Source organism: Kaistella sp. CFF1-2 (assembly GCF_059509915.1).
In genome coordinates, this window is the sequence record NZ_JCAKLF010000003.1 from 42519 (window position 1) to 59196 (window position 16678).

Here is a 16678-nt window from a genome sequence, read left to right on the forward strand (position 1 = left end):
GCGAAAAAAAAACTGCTTCCGAAGAAGCAGCTTATCTTAATTATAATCGTAATCTTTATTAAGTTCGAAGGTTTCCATAAACTTCGTTGTGTAGTTTCCAGCTAAGAAATCTGGATCTTCCATCAACTGTCTGTGGAAAGGAATGGTTGTTTTCACGCCTTCAATATAGAATTCGTCTAAAGCACGTTTCATTTTTGCAATAGCTTCTTCACGAGTTTGAGCCGTGGTAATCAACTTTGCAATCATAGAATCGTAATTAGATGGAATAGTATAACCGGAATAAACGTGTGTGTCTACACGGATACCATGTCCACCAGGAATATTTAAACTTGTAATTTTCCCTGGAGAAGGACGGAAATCATTGTATGGATCTTCCGCATTGATACGGCATTCAATCGAATGTAATTTCGGATAATGGTTTACCCCAGAAATTCGTTCACCAGCAGCTAAAAGAATTTGCTCTCTGATTAAGTCGTAATCAATTACTTGTTCCGTGATTGGATGTTCTACTTGGATACGAGTGTTCATTTCCATAAAGTAGAAGTTACGATGCTTATCTACCAAGAATTCAATCGTTCCTACACCTTCGTAACCGATGAATTCAGCAGCTTTTACTGCAGCATCACCCATTTTTTCACGAAGCTCAGGCGTCATAAATGGAGAAGGTGTTTCTTCTACCAATTTTTGATTTCTTCTTTGGATAGAACAATCTCTTTCCGAAAGGTGACATGCTTTTCCATATTGATCGCCCGCAATCTGAATTTCGATATGACGAGGTTCTTCAATAAGTTTTTCCATGTACATACCGCCGTTTCCAAAAGCAGCAATCGCTTCTTGAATTGCAGATTCCCAATGTTCTTTAAGATCTTCCGCTTTCCAAACAGCACGCATTCCTTTTCCACCACCACCGGCAGTTGCTTTAATCATTACTGGGTAACCAGTTTCTTCCGCAATACGAGCCGCATCTTCATACGATTCGATAAGACCGTCAGAACCTGGAACACAAGGAACACCAGCAGCTTTCATTGTTGCTTTAGCATTCGCTTTGTCACCCATTTTTTCAATTTGCTCAGGAGTTGCACCGATAAATTTGATTCCGTTCTTTGCACAAATTCTAGAGAAGTTGGCATTTTCAGAAAGGAAACCGTATCCAGGGTGGATCGCATCGGCATTCGTGATTTCTGCTGCTGAAATAATATTTGGGATTCTTAAGTAGGAATCCTTACTCGCTGCAGGGCCAATACAAACGGCTTCGTCTGCAAATCGTACATGTAAGCTATCTTTGTCAGCAGTTGAGTAAACAGCTACTGTTTTGATTCCCATCTCTTTGCAAGTTCGTAGGATTCGCATAGCGATCTCCCCACGGTTTGCGATTAATATTTTTTTGAACATCTTTATTAATTTGAAAATTAGATAATTTGAGAATTTAATAATGTCATTAAAATGTAGAATTTAATCTAACATCTAATGTCTAACATCTAATTTCTATTAAGATGGATCTACTAAGAATAATGGTTGATCGTATTCTACCGGTGTAGCGTCGTCTACCAATACTTTAACGATTTTACCGCTAACTTCAGATTCAATTTGGTTGAAAAGCTTCATAGCTTCGATTACACAAACTACTTTTCCAGCGCTTACTTCGTCACCAACGTTGATGAACGCGTCTTTATCTGGAGATGGTTTTCTGTAGAAGGTACCAATCATTGGCGCTTTGATAACGATGAATTTGCTGTCATCAGAAGCTGCTTCTGTTTTCTCACCGCTTGCAACTGCTGGTGCAGCAGCTACTGCTTGAGGAGCCATTGCTTGTGGTGCTTGGTAAACTGCCGGCTGTGGCATATAGCTTACTTCTGAACCTGCAAGTGGAGTCTTAATCGTGATTTCGAAATCTTTTGTTTTGTATTTTACTTCAGATACTTCTGCTTTCGATACAAATTTTATCAAATTTTGGATGTCTTTAATGTCCATTTCGTAGTTGTTTAATTTTGGTCAAATATAGTAAAAAGCAACAAAAAACCACTCGTTTTTATCAATTTCGAGTGGTTTTTGTATCAAAACGTGTAAAAAACACGATTTATGTCTTAGTTTTCTTCAGAAGTTTCTACTTCTTTTTCCAATACTACTTTACCTCTGTAGTATAATTTTCCTTCATGCCAGTGAGCTCTGTGGAAAAGGTGTAATTCACCAGTTGTAGCATCTTTAGCTAATTGAGGAGCAACAGCTTTATAATGTGTTCTTCTCTTATCTCTTCTTGTTGACGATTGTCTTCTCTTTGGATGTGCCATCTCTAATAATTTTTTTAATTTGATGAGCGATGAGAAGATTTTCACCGTCTCATCATATTGTTAAACTATTTATTTTTCAATTTTTTTAATGCGTCCCATCTTGGGTCTATTTCTTCGGAAGCGTTGTCTTCTGTTTCTTCTTCCACAATTTTGGGACTGAATTGATCTAAAAGATCCAAATCTTTTTCTGAAACATTAGGCGATAGCTTCTTCATCGGAACCGAAAGCATTACATCTTCATATATTAATTGTGCTACATTAAAAGCGTAATCTTGCATGGGGATGGTAATAACATTTTCGTCAGAATCATCATATTCTTCACCAAATTTTACTAAAACTTGAATGCTATTCTCAAAAGGGTGATCAAAATGTTCGCCCGTAATGTCACATTCTAGCCCGAGAGTACCATTGGTGGTAATAACAAACTCTAAAAATGTACTGTGTTTCTCCAAAAGCACGTGTGCCGTGATTTTAGCATCAGTAAATTCTTTTTCCGTATCAAATAGATCAAAGAACGCTTGAGTGATTTCAAAATCAAACTCATGTTTCCCATTTTTAAGACCGCTGAACGCAATGTCGTAGTTTTTAAACTTGTCCATAAAATGAGTGTGCAAAACTATGCATTTTTTTTAATATTACAAATTATATTTCCTCTTTTTTTTAGAAGAATTTCATTCTGAAAAATTAATTTTCCGAATATTCTGGAAGATCTTCATCTACGCCGTGATCGGTAACCGCTTTCCTTAGTTTGTTTGCAACCAATTCACGGTATTCACTTCTATTTTTGAAAATTTTAATTCCGCTAAAAATAGCTTCGGTAAAACTCTGTTCATTCGCTACGTTTTGTCCTGCAATATCATAAGCAACGCCATGATCGGGCGAAGTTCTAATAAATGGAAGTCCCGCTGTGTAATTCACGCCTTCTTCGTAGGCAATTGTTTTGAATGGTGCTAAACCTTGGTCATGATACATTGCTAAAACCGCATCGTAGTTCTTGTACTTTTCAGGCTGGAAGAAGCTATCTGCAGGGAATGGCCCAAATGACATGGTTCCTTGGTTGAATAGTTGATTCAAAGCAGGTTCGATAATTTCAATTTCTTCTTTACCAATAACACCACCATCGCCAGCATGTGGATTCAGTCCTAAAACTGCGATTTTTGGTTTTTGAATGCAGAAATCTTCTTTTAAACATTGCGCAAGCATACGAACTTGAGAAACAATTTTCTCTTTACTAATATTGTTTGCAATGTCTGCAACAGGAATATGATGTGTGGAAACGGCAACTTTTAAGTCTTCTGTAATTAAAAACATCAATCCCTTTTTGTTCATTTTTTCTTCAAAATAACCTGTGTGTCCCGCATGTTTGAATCCATACTTCATCATTTCGTCCTTATTAATAGGAGCGGTAACCAAAATGTCAATTTCTTTATTCAATAAAGCTTCGGTTGCGGCTTCCAAAGAATCAATCGCCATTTTCGTAGACTCTTCCGTTGGTTTCCCGAAATCAACATTTACATTGTCTTTCCAAAGATTCACCATGTTTAGTTTTCCTGGTTGCGCTTGCGAAGCCGAATTGATGTAATTGAAATTTACATTCAACTTGAAAATGTTCTTTTGATACGTGAACAGCTTTCCAGAGCCAAAAATCACAGGGGTGAAAAAATCGGTAATGTTCTTGTCGCTCAAGCTTTTCATGATGATTTCTGGACCAATTCCATTGAAATCTCCTACAGAAATTCCGACTTTTACTTTATGATGTTTTGAACTCATTTGATTATATTTGAAGAATTATAACATACAAAGTTAGCAATTTTAAAAATATGTTTACGGGAATTATTGAAGGAATAGGGGAGGTTGAAAAAATGGAACGTGAAGGTTCTAATCTCAATTTTACGATAAAAAGTTCATTTACAAACGAATTGAAAATAGATCAGAGCGTTGCTCATAGTGGATGTTGCCTTACTGTGGTGGAGATTTTAGGCGATTCGTATGTGGTTAATGCAATTGATGAAACGCTTGAAAAAACCAATCTAGGAACTTGGCAAGTGGGAAGTTTTGTGAATTTGGAACGTTGCACAAAAGTTGGCGATCGTCTTGATGGGCATATTGTGCAAGGTCATGTGGATCAAACTGGAAAAATTGAGTCGATTGAAAATTTAGACGGAAGTTATTTGATTACCGTTGGTTTTCAGGAGTCTACGGATTTTACAACTGTTCCTCAAGGTTCAATTACGGTTAATGGAATAAGTTTAACAGTAGCAAAAAGTGAAATTGGCAAGTTTTCTGTAGCTATCATTCCGTATACCTGGGAGCATACCAATTTGCAATATCTAAAAATCGGAGACCAAGTTAATTTGGAATTTGATATTGTCGGAAAGTATGTTTCCAAACTAATGAAAAAACAGAATGCCGCTTCGTAAATACAAGGGATTAAGTCTAAGAAATAAGATTTTCTGGGGGTTTTTAGTCATCTGTGGGCTCAGTGTGGGCGCTTCGGCGGTATTGTCGTATTTTATTTTACGAGATAATGCATTGCAGCAAAGTAGCACGGAGCAACAAAATAAAGCCGATGTGGTGATGGCCTCTTTGGATTATGCTGTAAGTCATTCCGAAGTTGAAACCGGAGATCTTCCTCAGATTTTAGGGAATAAAATCTATGAAATAGCGGATATTAGCAAGCACGATTTGGTGATTTATGATCTCAACGGAAACTTCATCATGTCCAATAAAGATCCGAATTTAATTGCGCAGAAGAAAATTGATCTTCCGATTCTTAATCGGGTTTTGGCGGGTGAACAACGCGTTGATGTTCCCACGTTTGATTCTAGTTTAGACGCAAATGTTATCTCATCGTATATTTTGTTGAAAAATAATATGCTGGAGCCTATCGCGGTCGTCTATTTTCCGTATTATCATTCGGATTCAGCGTATTTGGATGTGTTTAATCGCTATTTAAAATACATCATTCTCATCAATCTATTTATTGTTGGATTCAGTGTTTTGTTAAGTTGGATTATTTCTAACAATGTAACTAACGCGTTACGTAAGTTTTCAGAACTTATTGCCCGAATGTCTTTATTTGACACAGGAATGCGTCCAATTAAATATTATCATAACGACGAATTGTCGTCCTTAGTGAAGTCATATAATAATTTGATTCTCAAGATTCAAGATCAAAAAGAACGCTTGTCTTTTACCGAAAAAGAACATGCGTGGCGTGAAATGGCAAAACAGGTAGCTCATGAAGTGAAGAATCCGTTGACCCCAATGAAATTGACGATTCAAAATTTTGAACGCCGATTTGACCCGGAAGATCCGAATATCAGAAACAAAGTGAAAGCGATGAGTGCTACGGTAATTGATCAAATTGATTTAATTGCTTCGGTGGCAAGTGCGTTTTCTCAGTTTGCACAACTTCCTGAAAAGAATAACGAAACCTTCGATTTGAAGGTAGAAATGGAAAATATTATTCAGCTGTTCAGTGGTGACCGTATTTTTTTGCATTCAAATAAAGGAACTATTCAGGTGAATATGGATAAAATCTACCTGAATAGAATTATTACCAACCTAATTACCAATGCGAAACAAGCGGAAAGTCCAGATCGCCCATTGATTATCAATGTGGATATGGAGCAAATTCAAAAAAAGGTAAAAATCTCTGTTGAAGATAATGGTGTAGGAATCCCAAATGAAATGTGGGAACGCATTTTCGAGCCCAATTTCACATCTAAAAATTCGGGAATGGGACTTGGTTTGTCCATGGTTCGTAAAATGGTGGAAGACTATAAAGGAACGATCGTTGTGGATTCCGAAGTTGGAAAGGGAACTACATTTACGATTCTTATTCCGACCAATATGTAATGAAAGCTTTTCGATTTCAACAATTTGATATTCAGCAATCCAAAGATGTTTTTCGGGTTGGGACGGACGGTGTTTTACTGGGTGTTTTAGCTTCGGTTTCGGATGCGAAATCAGCTCTTGAAATCGGTGTTGGTTCGGGCTTGATTTCATTAATGCTTGCCCAACGAAATTTAGAACTTCAAATTGATGGAATTGATGTCAATCCACAATCGGTTGAATTAACTCAACAAAATTTCAAAGAAAGTCCATTTTCAGAACGATTGCATGTTTTTTTGTCGGATTTCAATAAATGGAAACCGAATCGAAAATACGATTTGATTTTTTCTAATCCTCCGTATTTTGAAATCAATGATTCTGAAAAAGACGTTTTAGCAAGACAGCAAAAAGAATTAAGTTTTAGTCAATTGGTTTCAAATGCATCCAATTTGTTATCAGAAAATGGTTTGTTTTCGGTGATTATTCCTGCAGAATCTTCTTCAGAATTCGAGAATTTAGCGATTGAAAATGAACTTTATTTAAATCGAAAAGTGTCCATCTTTGGAATTGAAAATGGTCCTTTAAAACGAGTTGTTTTAGAGTTTTCTAAGAATAAAAAATCGATGATAGAACAAGATTTTATTATAGAAAAAAGTCCGAGAAAATACTCGGACCATTATCTTGAACTCACCAAAGAGTTTCATATTTTTTCGTAAACTCGAATAGGAATTATTCGAATAATTCAGTGGTTTCCAAAACCGTAACTTTTCCATCTTCGCAACGAATGGCTTCTCCAGGAAAGTTTTGAATCATGTGATAATCGTGCGTTGCCATAATTACGGCAGCTTCATTTTCTAAAGCGACACGTTTTAGTAATGACATAATTTCGTTAGATGTTTCAGGGTCTAAGTTTCCAGTAGGCTCATCAGCAAGAATCAATTGCGGATGATTCAAAAGTGCTCTTGCAATGGCAACACGTTGCTGCTCGCCACCAGATAATTCATGCGGCATTTTGTGCTTCTTACTTTTCATGCCAACGCTTCCAAGAACTTCGTTAATACGATCGTCCATCTGCGTTTTGTTGTTCCAACCTGTTGCTTCAAGGACGAACATAAGATTTTTTTCAACTGTTCTATCGGATAGCAATTGGAAATCTTGGAAAACAATTCCAAGTTTTCTTCTCAAATTCGGAATGTCAGAAGGACGCAATCCTGCCAAATCAAAACCAGCAATTTGTCCAACACCTCCCGCTAAAGGAATATGCCCGTAAAGTGTTTTTAGTAAAGAACTTTTTCCTGAACCGGTTTTCCCGATTAGGTAGCAGAATTTACCTTTTTTAATGTGTAAATCTACATTGTTCAGTACGGTAAAGCTTTTTTGAGCGATTTTAGCGTTCGAAAGTTGAATAATATTTTCTCCTGATTCGTTTCTGTGCGGCATTGGATCTTGATTTAATTAATTACAAGGAAGTAATTCTCAAAAATACGTATAACTTTTATGAGTACGAAAAGTTTTAGCAATTTTTAACAACAAAAAATGCCTGAAAAATTGACTTTTCCAAGCATGTTTTGTATATGATAACCCAGAAATTATCTCTTAGCGCGTACTGCACTTACAGTTAAACTCTTTCTGCCTTTTGCTCTTCTAGCTGCCAACACTCTTCTTCCGTTAGGTGTAGACATTCTTTCTCTGAAACCGTGTTTGTTTCTTTTCTTTCTCTCTGATGGTTGGAATGTTCTTTTGCTCATTACTTTAGTATATTATAAAGTGTCCGTAATTTTTCTAAATTCAGGTTGCAAAGATAGTGGTTTTTTTTAATTTCGCAAACAATTGTTCAAAAATCAACGCTTTTTTTCGGAACAAGTTTCAAATTTCTAAATCTTTAGCTTTTAGCAAGGTTGTTCACTTGGTTTTCACCATTTATTTACCCGCAATTTGATCGTAATTGTAGCAAAAGTGCAACTTTCTGCGGAAGATATTTTAGTATCTTTGACCTCTTTTTAAAAATCAAATATACAACTTCATGTTTACAAATACCGAGCTGGAAGAAATTAAAGGAATGTTGGTTCCGGGTAAGAAAATTGTGATTACAACGCATTATAATCCTGATGGCGACGCGATTGGAAGTAGTCTTGGATTAAAACATTTTCTGAAAGCGAAAGGTGTTGATGCTGAAGTATTGGTGCCGAATGATTATCCAAAATTTTTAAAGTGGATGCCCGATGCGAAGCAAATTACCATTGCAGATTATAAACGCAAAAAAGCTTGGGACTTGTTTACGGAAGCGGATGTTATTTTCATTTTAGATTTCAATGCCGCGCATCGTTCTGGTGATTTGGTTTCGCAAATGTTGCAAAAATCAAAAGCAACAAAAATATTGATTGATCATCATCAGATGCCAGATCAGTTTGATTATGTGTATTCGGATACTTCGGTTCCGGCAACGTGTCAGATGGTGTATCATTTTATTTCGGCTTTAGGCGAAACGGATTTGGTTAATCGTGACGTTGCAGAATGTTTGTATACGGGAATTATGACCGATACAGGCGGTTTTCGTTTTCGTTCAACAAGCGCAACAACGCACCGAATTGTAGCTGATTTAATGGATAAAGGTGTTGATCCATCGATTATTTCTTCCAACGTTTTAGATACCAATACCGTTTCACGTTTGCATTTGCTTTCGTTGATTTTGGGTCGAATTGAAGTTGTTGACGAAGGTCGTGTGGCGATTTTATCATTAACAAGAGAGGAATTAAAGCAATACGGTTTTGAAAAAGGAGATACCGAAGGTTTTGTGAATTATGGTTTGAGCATTGCAGGAACCAAAGTTGCTGCCTTCTTTATGGAAGATCTTTTTGATAATTTTATTAAAATATCGTTCCGTAGTAAAGGTTTGGTTGATGTAAATCAGTTTTCAAGAACCTATTTTAGTGGCGGTGGACATATTAACGCTTCTGGAGGGAAATCGTATCTTTCTTTAGAAAAAACGATCGAAGAATTTAAAAATAAAGTTGAAGAATCTGGACTTGCTTTGGATGGAGAATAGTAGATTCTGAAGTAATAAGTAAACAAAAAAGCACCTTCAAAGGTGCTTTTTTTATGTTAATTCGGTGTTAATAATCGCGGCGCAAATTTCGGGTTTTTCCCAATGCCCGTTATGTCCACAGTCCAAAATATACGTTTTGATATTTTTTTGATTCGGAATCTTTTCAAAAAACAAATCTGTTTTCACGGCGTTGTCATGTTTTCCAGCAATAACAACGATTTTTCCTTTGAAGTTTTCTAAAACGGAAGTTCGATCTGGTCGTTCAGCCATACCGAGTTGCGACGCTTTTACACCTTCAATTGGAGTTTGCAATGCAATATCTTTCGCGACTTGAATTTCGTTTTTCAGTTCATCCAAATCATATTCAGAAAAAAGATTCGGAATGCTATTGTTTACAAATAGCGAGTAACTTTTATCAATCACATCAATACTTCGACGACGGATATCTTTCTTTTCTTCATTATCAGCCAATGTGGTAGAGAAAAATAGAGTCAACGATTTTAATTTTTCGGGATAGCGTTCTGCAAATGCCAATCCAGCATATCCACCCATGGAATGTCCTAAAAGGTGAACTTGAGAAAGTTGTAAATCGTCAAGAACTTTATTTACTTCTTCTGCCATTAAATCCATATCCTGAATTGGAGCCAAAACATCTGATTTTCCATGTCCTGGAAGGTCGATTTTAATTAATGTGAAGTTTTTAGAAAGATCTTTCTCCATTTGATTCCAAATGCTTAAATCCTCCATAAAACCGTGAAGTAGAACCAAGTTTTCTTTTCCGTTATGCGTTATTTCAAAATTCAACATAGTTTTCCGTTTTCGTTATTTAGAACTTATTTTTGTAACAAGTTTCCTCTTCAAAAATAACAAAATGGGCAGAAACTGCCCATCATGTTTAGATTAATTAATGTAGTTTTTTCAAATACGCTGTTTTTTCGGTGTCTTTAAGATCGGTAATGCCATAACGTTCGTTTTGTGTGATGGCGATTTGATCTAGCATATCAACAAAGTTTTTATAATTCGCATCCGTTGCTGGTTTCACAATGATGGTGAATAAATCCTTTTTCGGCGCTGCTTGCTTGTACGAATTGATGATTTTAGAAATTTCAATTCCTTCCGCACTTACTTCCTGTAAATCGCTAGATTGTACTGCTTGCGCTTCTTTTTGATAATAAAAAACTCGATTGTCAGCTCCTAAAATAAATGTAATTTGATTTTTAATGTCAATTACATTTCCAATAGGAGTGGATTCTTTCGCAGGTAGACCAAGATCCATAACGTTGGGTTTAGAAAAGTTGCTAATCAGCATAAAAAAAGTGATTAGCAGAAAGCCCAAATCAACCATAGGAGTCATGTCTACATGAATGTTCTTTCTAGGAGAAGCTCTGCCCTTGCTTCTGTCTTGAATAAGTACTTCAGCCATTTTTTAATTTTTTAAGGTTAAACTTGTAGAATTTTGAAACAATCGATTGTGTTCTGAGTTGTGAATTACAAATTATATACCTAAAATCGTATAATTGTTAAATTATTGATAATTTGAATGTTTAAATGGTATGCGTGTCGTAATAAAATAAAAAAAGCCTTGCGAATATTCACAAGGCTTTGTATTGTTTGTTGAGTTTTTTATTTTTTCGATTTGAAATAATTAACCCCACATTCCAAGAATTTTTTGAAATCTTCTTTAGGCATGTATCCCGAAACAGGATCGTTAATTACTTTTCCATCCGGCGTTATTAAAACGTAGTGCGGTTGCGAATTGTTATTGAAATTCACTTGCTGGAACATACTCCAACGGTCACCGATTGTTTTGATACGTTTCATTTGTCCACCACCCATATCAATTCTAGTTTGTTGATCTTCTGGTAATTCTTCCTTATCATCAACATAAAGCGAAGCTAAAACAACGTCGTTCTGAAGTATTGGAAGAATATCCGGTTCACTCCAAACGAATTCCTCCATTTTACGGCAGTTTTCACAACCATAACCGGTGAAATCTACAAGAATCGGTTTATTTTCTTTTTGAGCCAATTCTATGGCATTGAAATAGTCATGTTCAGGATGCATTCCTAAAATTCCATCTTTTTCATCGTGGAAATAACTCACGTTGATTGGAGGCAAAATTCCACTTAATAATTGAAGTTTTGGTCGATCACTTGGGAATAAACCTTGAATTAGATACACCAAGAAAGCAACACCGGCAACACCGAAAAGTTTTCTTCCTAAAGATATTTTTGGTTTTTTATCGTCGTGTGGGAATCGAATTAATCCGAATAGATACAATACCAATCCAAGAGTGATGATGATCCAAAGTACGATGAATAGTTCTCTTTTTAATAAGAATGTCTTAGAAACTAAATCGGCTTTTGATAAGAATTTTAATGCTAAACCTAATTCAATAAATCCTAAAACGACTTTCACGGTATTCATCCAACCTCCCGATTTTGGTAAGCTCTGCAATGCTTGAGGAAATAATGCTAATAACCCGAAAACAATAGCCCAAGCCAATCCAAATCCTGCTAACGCAAATGTTAGTAGCATTGGTACGTCGGTAGATCCTGTTACAGCACTTCCTAATAAACTTCCTAAAATTGGTCCAGTACATGAGAATGATACAATTACTAAAGTAAGAGCCATGAAGAAAATCCCGATCAAGCCGCCTGCTTCTTCTGCTTTTGAAGATTTGTTTGCAATGGCACTTGGTAACGTAATATCGTAGTATCCGAAGAAACTTCCCGCGAAGAAAATGAAGATTACAAAGAAGAAAATGTTTAACCAAACACTTGTCGAAATTTGATTAAAAATATTTCCAGCAATTCCATCAATAATATGGAATGGTACACTTAATAGGACGAAAATGATAAAGATGAAAAATCCATAAATAAGGGCATTTCTTCTTCCTTTTGCTTTGTCTTTACTTCCTTTTGTAAAGAAAGAAACCGTAAGCGGAATCATTGGGAAAACGCATGGCGTAAGCAAAGCGATCATCCCTCCGATAAATCCTAGGAAAAGATACGTCCAGTAATTTTCACTTGTTTTTTGCTTTTCGGTTCCACAATCGGTTAAAGGATTTTGGAAATCTAAACTAGCAACCTTTAAGTTTTTAGGATCTAATTTCTGCGTTATTGTTGCACCTGCTTTAGCAGAATCTGCTCCAGCAACGGGAACAACTTCAGTTATTGTTGTTGCAACAGAATCGGATTTTGTTTCTTCCGTTTTTGTATCGGCTGCGGCTACTTTTCCAGCAACATCTTTGGTGAATTCTAACGTATTTGGAGCCAAACAAATTCGGTCATTACACGTTTGGTACGTGATTTCCGCAATGACTTCAGCAGCTTTTGTAGGATCTTTTAATTTGAATTTTTGCTTGAATTGTGCTGTGTTTGCATAATACGCAATATCGCCCATAAAGGCTTCTGAATATTCTTGAATTTTCTTTCCATGCTCGGTGAACTTACCAACAGGAACGATATTCGCACCACTTACTTTGAATTCAGTTGGGATGGCGCCCACTTCAGGATCGATGTCTTTTGAGTTTACGTGCCATCCGCTTTCAAGCGTGGCTACAAGAACGGCTTCGTATTGATCGTTGCCTATTTCTTTTATATCAAATTTAAATTTTACTGGGTTTTTTATTTGCGCATTCGCCAAACTCCCAATCATTACTAGGAGGAAGAATATCCAATTTCTAAATTTCATTTTACTTTTTTACTGATTTATTCTGCAATTTTTCATTGCACTGATTCTAAAAACGTAGCTGTAACGTGTTGTTTCCGACTTCATTTTGAGCAAAACGCCCATCTTGTCGTTGTGGGATAATCCCTAAAACTCGATCTTCGCCATCACACAAGAGCCATGTTTTTTGCTTCGCTAAAATAGAAAATTTTTCATCTTTAAAAAACTTAGAGACCTTCTTTTTTCCATCCATTCCAATTGGGTAGAAGTAATCTGCGGTCTTCCATTTTCTAATTTTTATAGGAAATACGAGCTTTTCAAGGTCATAAAGCCAAATGTTATTCACTTGTTTTTCTAAACCTAAAATTTCTGCCGAAACGAAAAATTTTAACGAAAAATCCAAGTCGTTTTTAGTTGGAATGAGAATGACTTCTTGTTCTCCTTCTAGGTTGGTTTCTAATGGTGTAAATAGTAATTGATCTCGATTAATAAAGATTTTATGACTTTTAGACTGAAAATATTTTCCTGTTTCGGATGTGAATAGTTTTTGATTTTCTTCTGGATTTTTAAATCCAAATTTCTTTAAAATTTCATATTGCAAATACGAATTCGCTGCTTCCAATTTTGATTTTTCAACTTCAAATCGGTTTTCAATTTTTGAAAATTCTGATTTGAAAAAGAGTTCCACTTGTTCTTGGGCAAATTTTTCGACAGATCGCAAATGCGAAATACTTGTTTCAAAGTTTTCTAAAAACTGAGAATTCGTCTCTTTTAAATTCGGAATGATTTGATTTCGAAGCTTATTTCGTAGATAATCGTCTTTTTTATTGGTGTAATCTTCTCGGAAATCGATTTTTTCTACTTCAGCAAAATCATAAATTTCTTGCTTCGAAAGCTTGGAAAGCGGGCGATACACTTTTTCGTTGGAAGGAATTCCGGTTAAACCTTTAATTCCGCTTCCTCTTCCTAAATTAATTAAAAATGTTTCCAATTGATCATCCAGATGATGGGCGGTAACCAAAATATCAAAATCATGTTCTTTTTGAATTTTTTCAAAAAAAGCGTAACGTAAGTCGCGAGCCCAAATCTGAATAGAACCTTCTGGCTTTTCATCTTTTTCGGTTACGGTATAACTGAAAAACGGAATTTGATTAAGCTCAGCGAAATTTTTAACAAGTTCTTCGTCCAAATTAGAATCTTCATCCCGAAGATGGTAATTAACATGAGCAATTCCGAACGGAATTTGTAACGAATTGAAAAGGTGAGCAAGAACCATAGAATCAGCACCACCGCTCACGGCTAAAAGAAAACGATGCCCTAGAAAATTAGGAAAATCAAGCTCTATTTGTTGCTGAAATTGCGCTACGGTAATCATGTTTTGAAGTATTAAAATTTGGTTAAAACACACAAATATAGGCATCTTTTAAAAACTTATTTGTATTTTTGGCTTATCTGAAACCTTTTATGAGAGGCTTTTTCAGATTCAAATACAAAAATTTTAAAATAAAGTATATGAGATTAGGAAAACTTTTCGTCATTGGAGCGGCCGCTCTTACCTTGACGAGTTGCGTAAGCAAAAAGCAGTACGATGCGCTCAACCAAAACTACAAGCAGAGTATTGAAAATCTTGCGGAAAGACAAAGGGAAATTCAAGACTTAAAGTCGGCGAATTCTGGTTTGACGAGCGAGAACAATTTGCTTAAAAATCAAAATGACGCTTTAAAATCATCCCTAGACGCTTGTTTGTCTAACACGGGGAAATCTTCGGCTAATATTGATAAATTGGTTGGAGAAATCAATGCTTCGAATTCGTACATTAAGCAGTTAATTGCTTCAAATTCTAGAAACGATAGTTTGAATGTGGCTTTGTCTAACAAATTAAAAAGATCATTGGACAACATTGCAGATCAAGATGTTGATGTAAAAGTATTAAAAGGAGTGGTGATGATTTCACTTTCGGATAAAATGCTTTACAATGTTGGTAAATTCGACGTTTTACCTGCTGCGCAAGACGTGTTAGGAAAAGTAGCGAAAGTAATCAACGATTACGATACGTATAGCGTTTTAATCGAAGGTAACACGGATAACACACCATTAAGTTCTGGAAATGTTCCTAGAGATAACTGGGATTTATCAGCGCTTAGAGCAACAGCGATTGCAAAAGTTCTACAAACGCAGTTTGGGGTAAATCCACAAAGGATTACCGCTGGTGGTCGTTCAGAATACAATCCGAAGACAACCAACGCTTCAATTTCTGGTAGAGCAGAAAACAGAAGAACGGAGATTATCATTATGCCGAAGCTTGATGAATTCATGAAGTTGATGGATATTGCTCCCGTAAAAAAATAAACGAAACCTAGATCGTTAAAGAAACCTTGCTAATTTTTTGGCAAGGTTTTTTGTTGATTTTACCTATTTTTGACAATTAAATAGAACTTCATGAGTTTTTTTGAAGAAATAAGTCCAGAAATGGATCGGTATCTTGAAAATCACGCTTCCCAAGAGTCGGATATTTTGCGACGTTTGAGAAGAGAAACGTTTCAGAAAACCACACAACCGCATATGATTTCGGGCTATCAGCAAGGACGTTTGTTGAGCATTATTGCAAAAATGAATGCACCCAAATTGATTTTAGAAATCGGGACTTTTACGGGTTACGCGACACTTTGTTTAGCAGAAGGCCTTCCCGAAGATGGAAAAATCATTACACTCGATGTTAATGAAGATTTGGCGTATATTCCAAGAAAATATTTTGCTGAAAGCGATTACCGTAATCAAATTGACTTTCGATTACAAGACGCTAAAGAATTTCTGAAAACGACCGATTTGGTTTTTGATTTGGTGTTTATTGATGCGGATAAAGAAAATTATATCGAATATTTGGAGCTTTTAAAACCGCATTTGAAATCGGGTTCGGTTCTTATGTTTGATAACGTTTTGTGGTACGGAAAGGTTTTGGAAGAAAATCCGAAGTTGAAATCAACACAGATTATACAGGAATTAAATGATCGTATTGCGAAAGATGAAGATTTTGATAATCTAATTTTACCTTTGCGTGATGGGGTTAATTTTTTAAGAAAAATTTGAATTTTAAATAGTTGGAATTGATGAAAAAAGGAATTTGCGTTGTTACCGTTGCTCCTGTGAGAGCAACTCCTTCTGAAAAAGTAGAAATGGTTACTCAAATGTTGTTTGGGGAATCGTGTGATATTTTGGAAGAGCAAAAGCATTGGACGAAAATTAAAATTCATTACGATAATTACGAAGGTTGGATTGATGCGAAACAAGTTTCCTCCATTACGGACGAATTTTTGGAGAATCGAAAAGTCTCGGTTGTTACTGAATGTTTTTCTTCAGTAATAATGAAGGATGGTCGAACGTTGCTTTCCATGGGTTCTGAAGTAGAATTCCAGATTGTTACTTCGCAAAGAAGTCATAATCTTCGAGAAAGTATTGCACTTACGGCTCGCGAGTTTTTGAACATCCCGTATTTATGGGCAGGAAAAAGCTTTTTCGGGGTTGATTGCAGTGGTTTGGTTCAGTTGGTTTATAAAATTCATAATGTAAAACTTCCTAGAGATGCGTATCAGCAGGCAGAAGTTGGCGAATTGTTGACTTTTGTTGAAGAAAGTTTGCCAGGTGATTTAGCGTTTTTCGAAGATAGTGATGGTGATATTGTTCACGTTGGAATTATGTTGGAAAATCAAAAAATCATTCATGCTTCTGGAAAGGTAAGAATTGATGTTTTAGATAGCACAGGAATTTACAATCACGAAAGAAAACAACATTCGCATAAGTTACGATTCATAAGACGCGTTCTCAATTCTTAAATCAA

The 16678-nt window shown here is 35.9% G+C and carries 18 protein-coding genes; 7 read left to right on the top strand and 11 right to left on the bottom strand.

What is annotated here, in order from left to right; translation table 11 throughout:
• Positions 1-36: 36 nt before the first annotated feature.
• The 5 genes from accC to pdxA all read right to left on the bottom strand — a co-directional run bounded on the left by accC (position 37) and on the right by pdxA (position 4058).
• A complete protein-coding gene (gene accC / locus AC5XHR_RS09460) occupies positions 37-1392 on the bottom strand; it encodes an acetyl-CoA carboxylase biotin carboxylase subunit (protein ID WP_495950546.1) in 1356 nt (451 codons plus the stop codon).
• Between the two features lie 96 nt (positions 1393-1488).
• Positions 1489-1971, bottom strand: a complete 483-nt coding sequence (accB, locus tag AC5XHR_RS09465) for an acetyl-CoA carboxylase biotin carboxyl carrier protein (protein WP_495950547.1) — start codon at positions 1969-1971, stop codon at positions 1489-1491.
• Between the two features lie 113 nt (positions 1972-2084).
• On the bottom strand, positions 2085-2288 hold the full coding sequence (gene rpmF, locus AC5XHR_RS09470; RefSeq protein ID WP_495950548.1) for a 50S ribosomal protein L32: 204 nt from the start codon (positions 2286-2288) through the stop codon (positions 2085-2087).
• A 65-nt stretch (positions 2289-2353) separates the two neighbouring features.
• Positions 2354-2887: a YceD family protein gene (locus AC5XHR_RS09475; protein ID WP_495950549.1), complete on the bottom strand. Its 534-nt coding sequence runs from the start codon at positions 2885-2887 to the stop codon at positions 2354-2356.
• 85 nt (positions 2888-2972) lie between these two features.
• Entirely contained in the window at positions 2973-4058 is a 1086-nt protein-coding gene (gene pdxA / locus AC5XHR_RS09480; protein ID WP_495950550.1) for a 4-hydroxythreonine-4-phosphate dehydrogenase PdxA, read from the bottom strand.
• A 50-nt stretch (positions 4059-4108) separates the two neighbouring features.
• Here pdxA and AC5XHR_RS09485 point away from each other — a divergent pair, with 50 nt between their 5' ends.
• Genes AC5XHR_RS09485 through AC5XHR_RS09495 form a run of 3 tightly spaced genes read left to right on the top strand, consistent with a single transcriptional unit; the run spans position 4109 to position 6841 of the window.
• Positions 4109-4708 carry a riboflavin synthase gene (locus AC5XHR_RS09485; protein WP_495950551.1) on the top strand — a complete coding sequence of 200 codons (600 nt, stop codon included), beginning with the start codon at positions 4109-4111 and terminating at the stop codon, positions 4706-4708.
• Complete coding sequence (locus AC5XHR_RS09490) at positions 4695-6149, top strand: sensor histidine kinase (protein WP_495950552.1); 1455 nt, start codon at positions 4695-4697, stop codon at positions 6147-6149. Before AC5XHR_RS09485 ends, AC5XHR_RS09490 begins: the two co-directional genes overlap by 14 nt.
• Complete coding sequence (locus tag AC5XHR_RS09495; RefSeq protein WP_495950553.1) at positions 6149-6841, top strand: tRNA1(Val) (adenine(37)-N6)-methyltransferase; 693 nt, start codon at positions 6149-6151, stop codon at positions 6839-6841. Before AC5XHR_RS09490 ends, AC5XHR_RS09495 begins: the two co-directional genes overlap by 1 nt.
• Positions 6842-6854: 13 nt before the next feature.
• On the opposite strand, the gene AC5XHR_RS09500 is transcribed toward AC5XHR_RS09495, so the two are convergent.
• Together AC5XHR_RS09500 and rpmH are read right to left on the bottom strand one after the other, a co-directional pair.
• The gene (locus AC5XHR_RS09500; protein ID WP_495950554.1) at positions 6855-7565 is read right to left on the bottom strand and encodes a cell division ATP-binding protein FtsE; all 711 of its coding nucleotides are present in this window, start codon (positions 7563-7565) and stop codon (positions 6855-6857) included.
• Positions 7566-7714: 149 nt separating this feature from the next.
• The gene (gene rpmH, locus AC5XHR_RS09505; RefSeq protein ID WP_034746626.1) at positions 7715-7873 is read right to left on the bottom strand and encodes a 50S ribosomal protein L34; all 159 of its coding nucleotides are present in this window, start codon (positions 7871-7873) and stop codon (positions 7715-7717) included.
• 275 nt (positions 7874-8148) lie between these two features.
• Here rpmH and AC5XHR_RS09510 point away from each other — a divergent pair, with 275 nt between their 5' ends.
• The gene (locus AC5XHR_RS09510) at positions 8149-9171 is read left to right on the top strand and encodes a DHH family phosphoesterase (protein WP_495950555.1); all 1023 of its coding nucleotides are present in this window, start codon (positions 8149-8151) and stop codon (positions 9169-9171) included.
• A gap of 51 nt (positions 9172-9222) precedes the next feature.
• Here AC5XHR_RS09510 and AC5XHR_RS09515 read toward each other — a convergent pair whose 3' ends face one another.
• The 4 genes from AC5XHR_RS09515 to tilS all read right to left on the bottom strand — a co-directional run bounded on the left by AC5XHR_RS09515 (position 9223) and on the right by tilS (position 14218).
• A complete protein-coding gene (locus tag AC5XHR_RS09515) occupies positions 9223-9978 on the bottom strand; it encodes an alpha/beta fold hydrolase (RefSeq protein ID WP_495950556.1) in 756 nt (251 codons plus the stop codon).
• A 97-nt stretch (positions 9979-10075) separates the two neighbouring features.
• Complete coding sequence (locus AC5XHR_RS09520; protein WP_495950557.1) at positions 10076-10594, bottom strand: ExbD/TolR family protein; 519 nt, start codon at positions 10592-10594, stop codon at positions 10076-10078.
• 200 nt (positions 10595-10794) lie between these two features.
• Positions 10795-12867, bottom strand: coding sequence for a protein-disulfide reductase DsbD family protein (locus AC5XHR_RS09525; protein WP_495950558.1), 2073 nt, complete (start codon positions 12865-12867; stop codon positions 10795-10797).
• Positions 12868-12913: 46 nt separating this feature from the next.
• The gene (gene tilS / locus AC5XHR_RS09530) at positions 12914-14218 is read right to left on the bottom strand and encodes a tRNA lysidine(34) synthetase TilS (RefSeq protein WP_495950559.1); all 1305 of its coding nucleotides are present in this window, start codon (positions 14216-14218) and stop codon (positions 12914-12916) included.
• 137 nt (positions 14219-14355) lie between these two features.
• On the opposite strand from tilS, the gene AC5XHR_RS09535 reads away from it, so the two are divergent.
• From AC5XHR_RS09535 to AC5XHR_RS09545, 3 genes are all read left to right on the top strand, one after another.
• Entirely contained in the window at positions 14356-15192 is an 837-nt protein-coding gene (locus AC5XHR_RS09535; protein ID WP_495950560.1) for an OmpA family protein, read from the top strand.
• 90 nt (positions 15193-15282) lie between these two features.
• Positions 15283-15930 (top strand): O-methyltransferase, encoded by a 648-nt coding sequence (locus AC5XHR_RS09540; RefSeq protein WP_495950561.1) that lies wholly within the window; start codon positions 15283-15285, stop codon positions 15928-15930.
• Positions 15931-15950: 20 nt separating this feature from the next.
• Positions 15951-16673: a C40 family peptidase gene (locus AC5XHR_RS09545; protein WP_495950562.1), complete on the top strand. Its 723-nt coding sequence runs from the start codon at positions 15951-15953 to the stop codon at positions 16671-16673.
• Positions 16674-16678 lie beyond the last annotated feature (5 nt).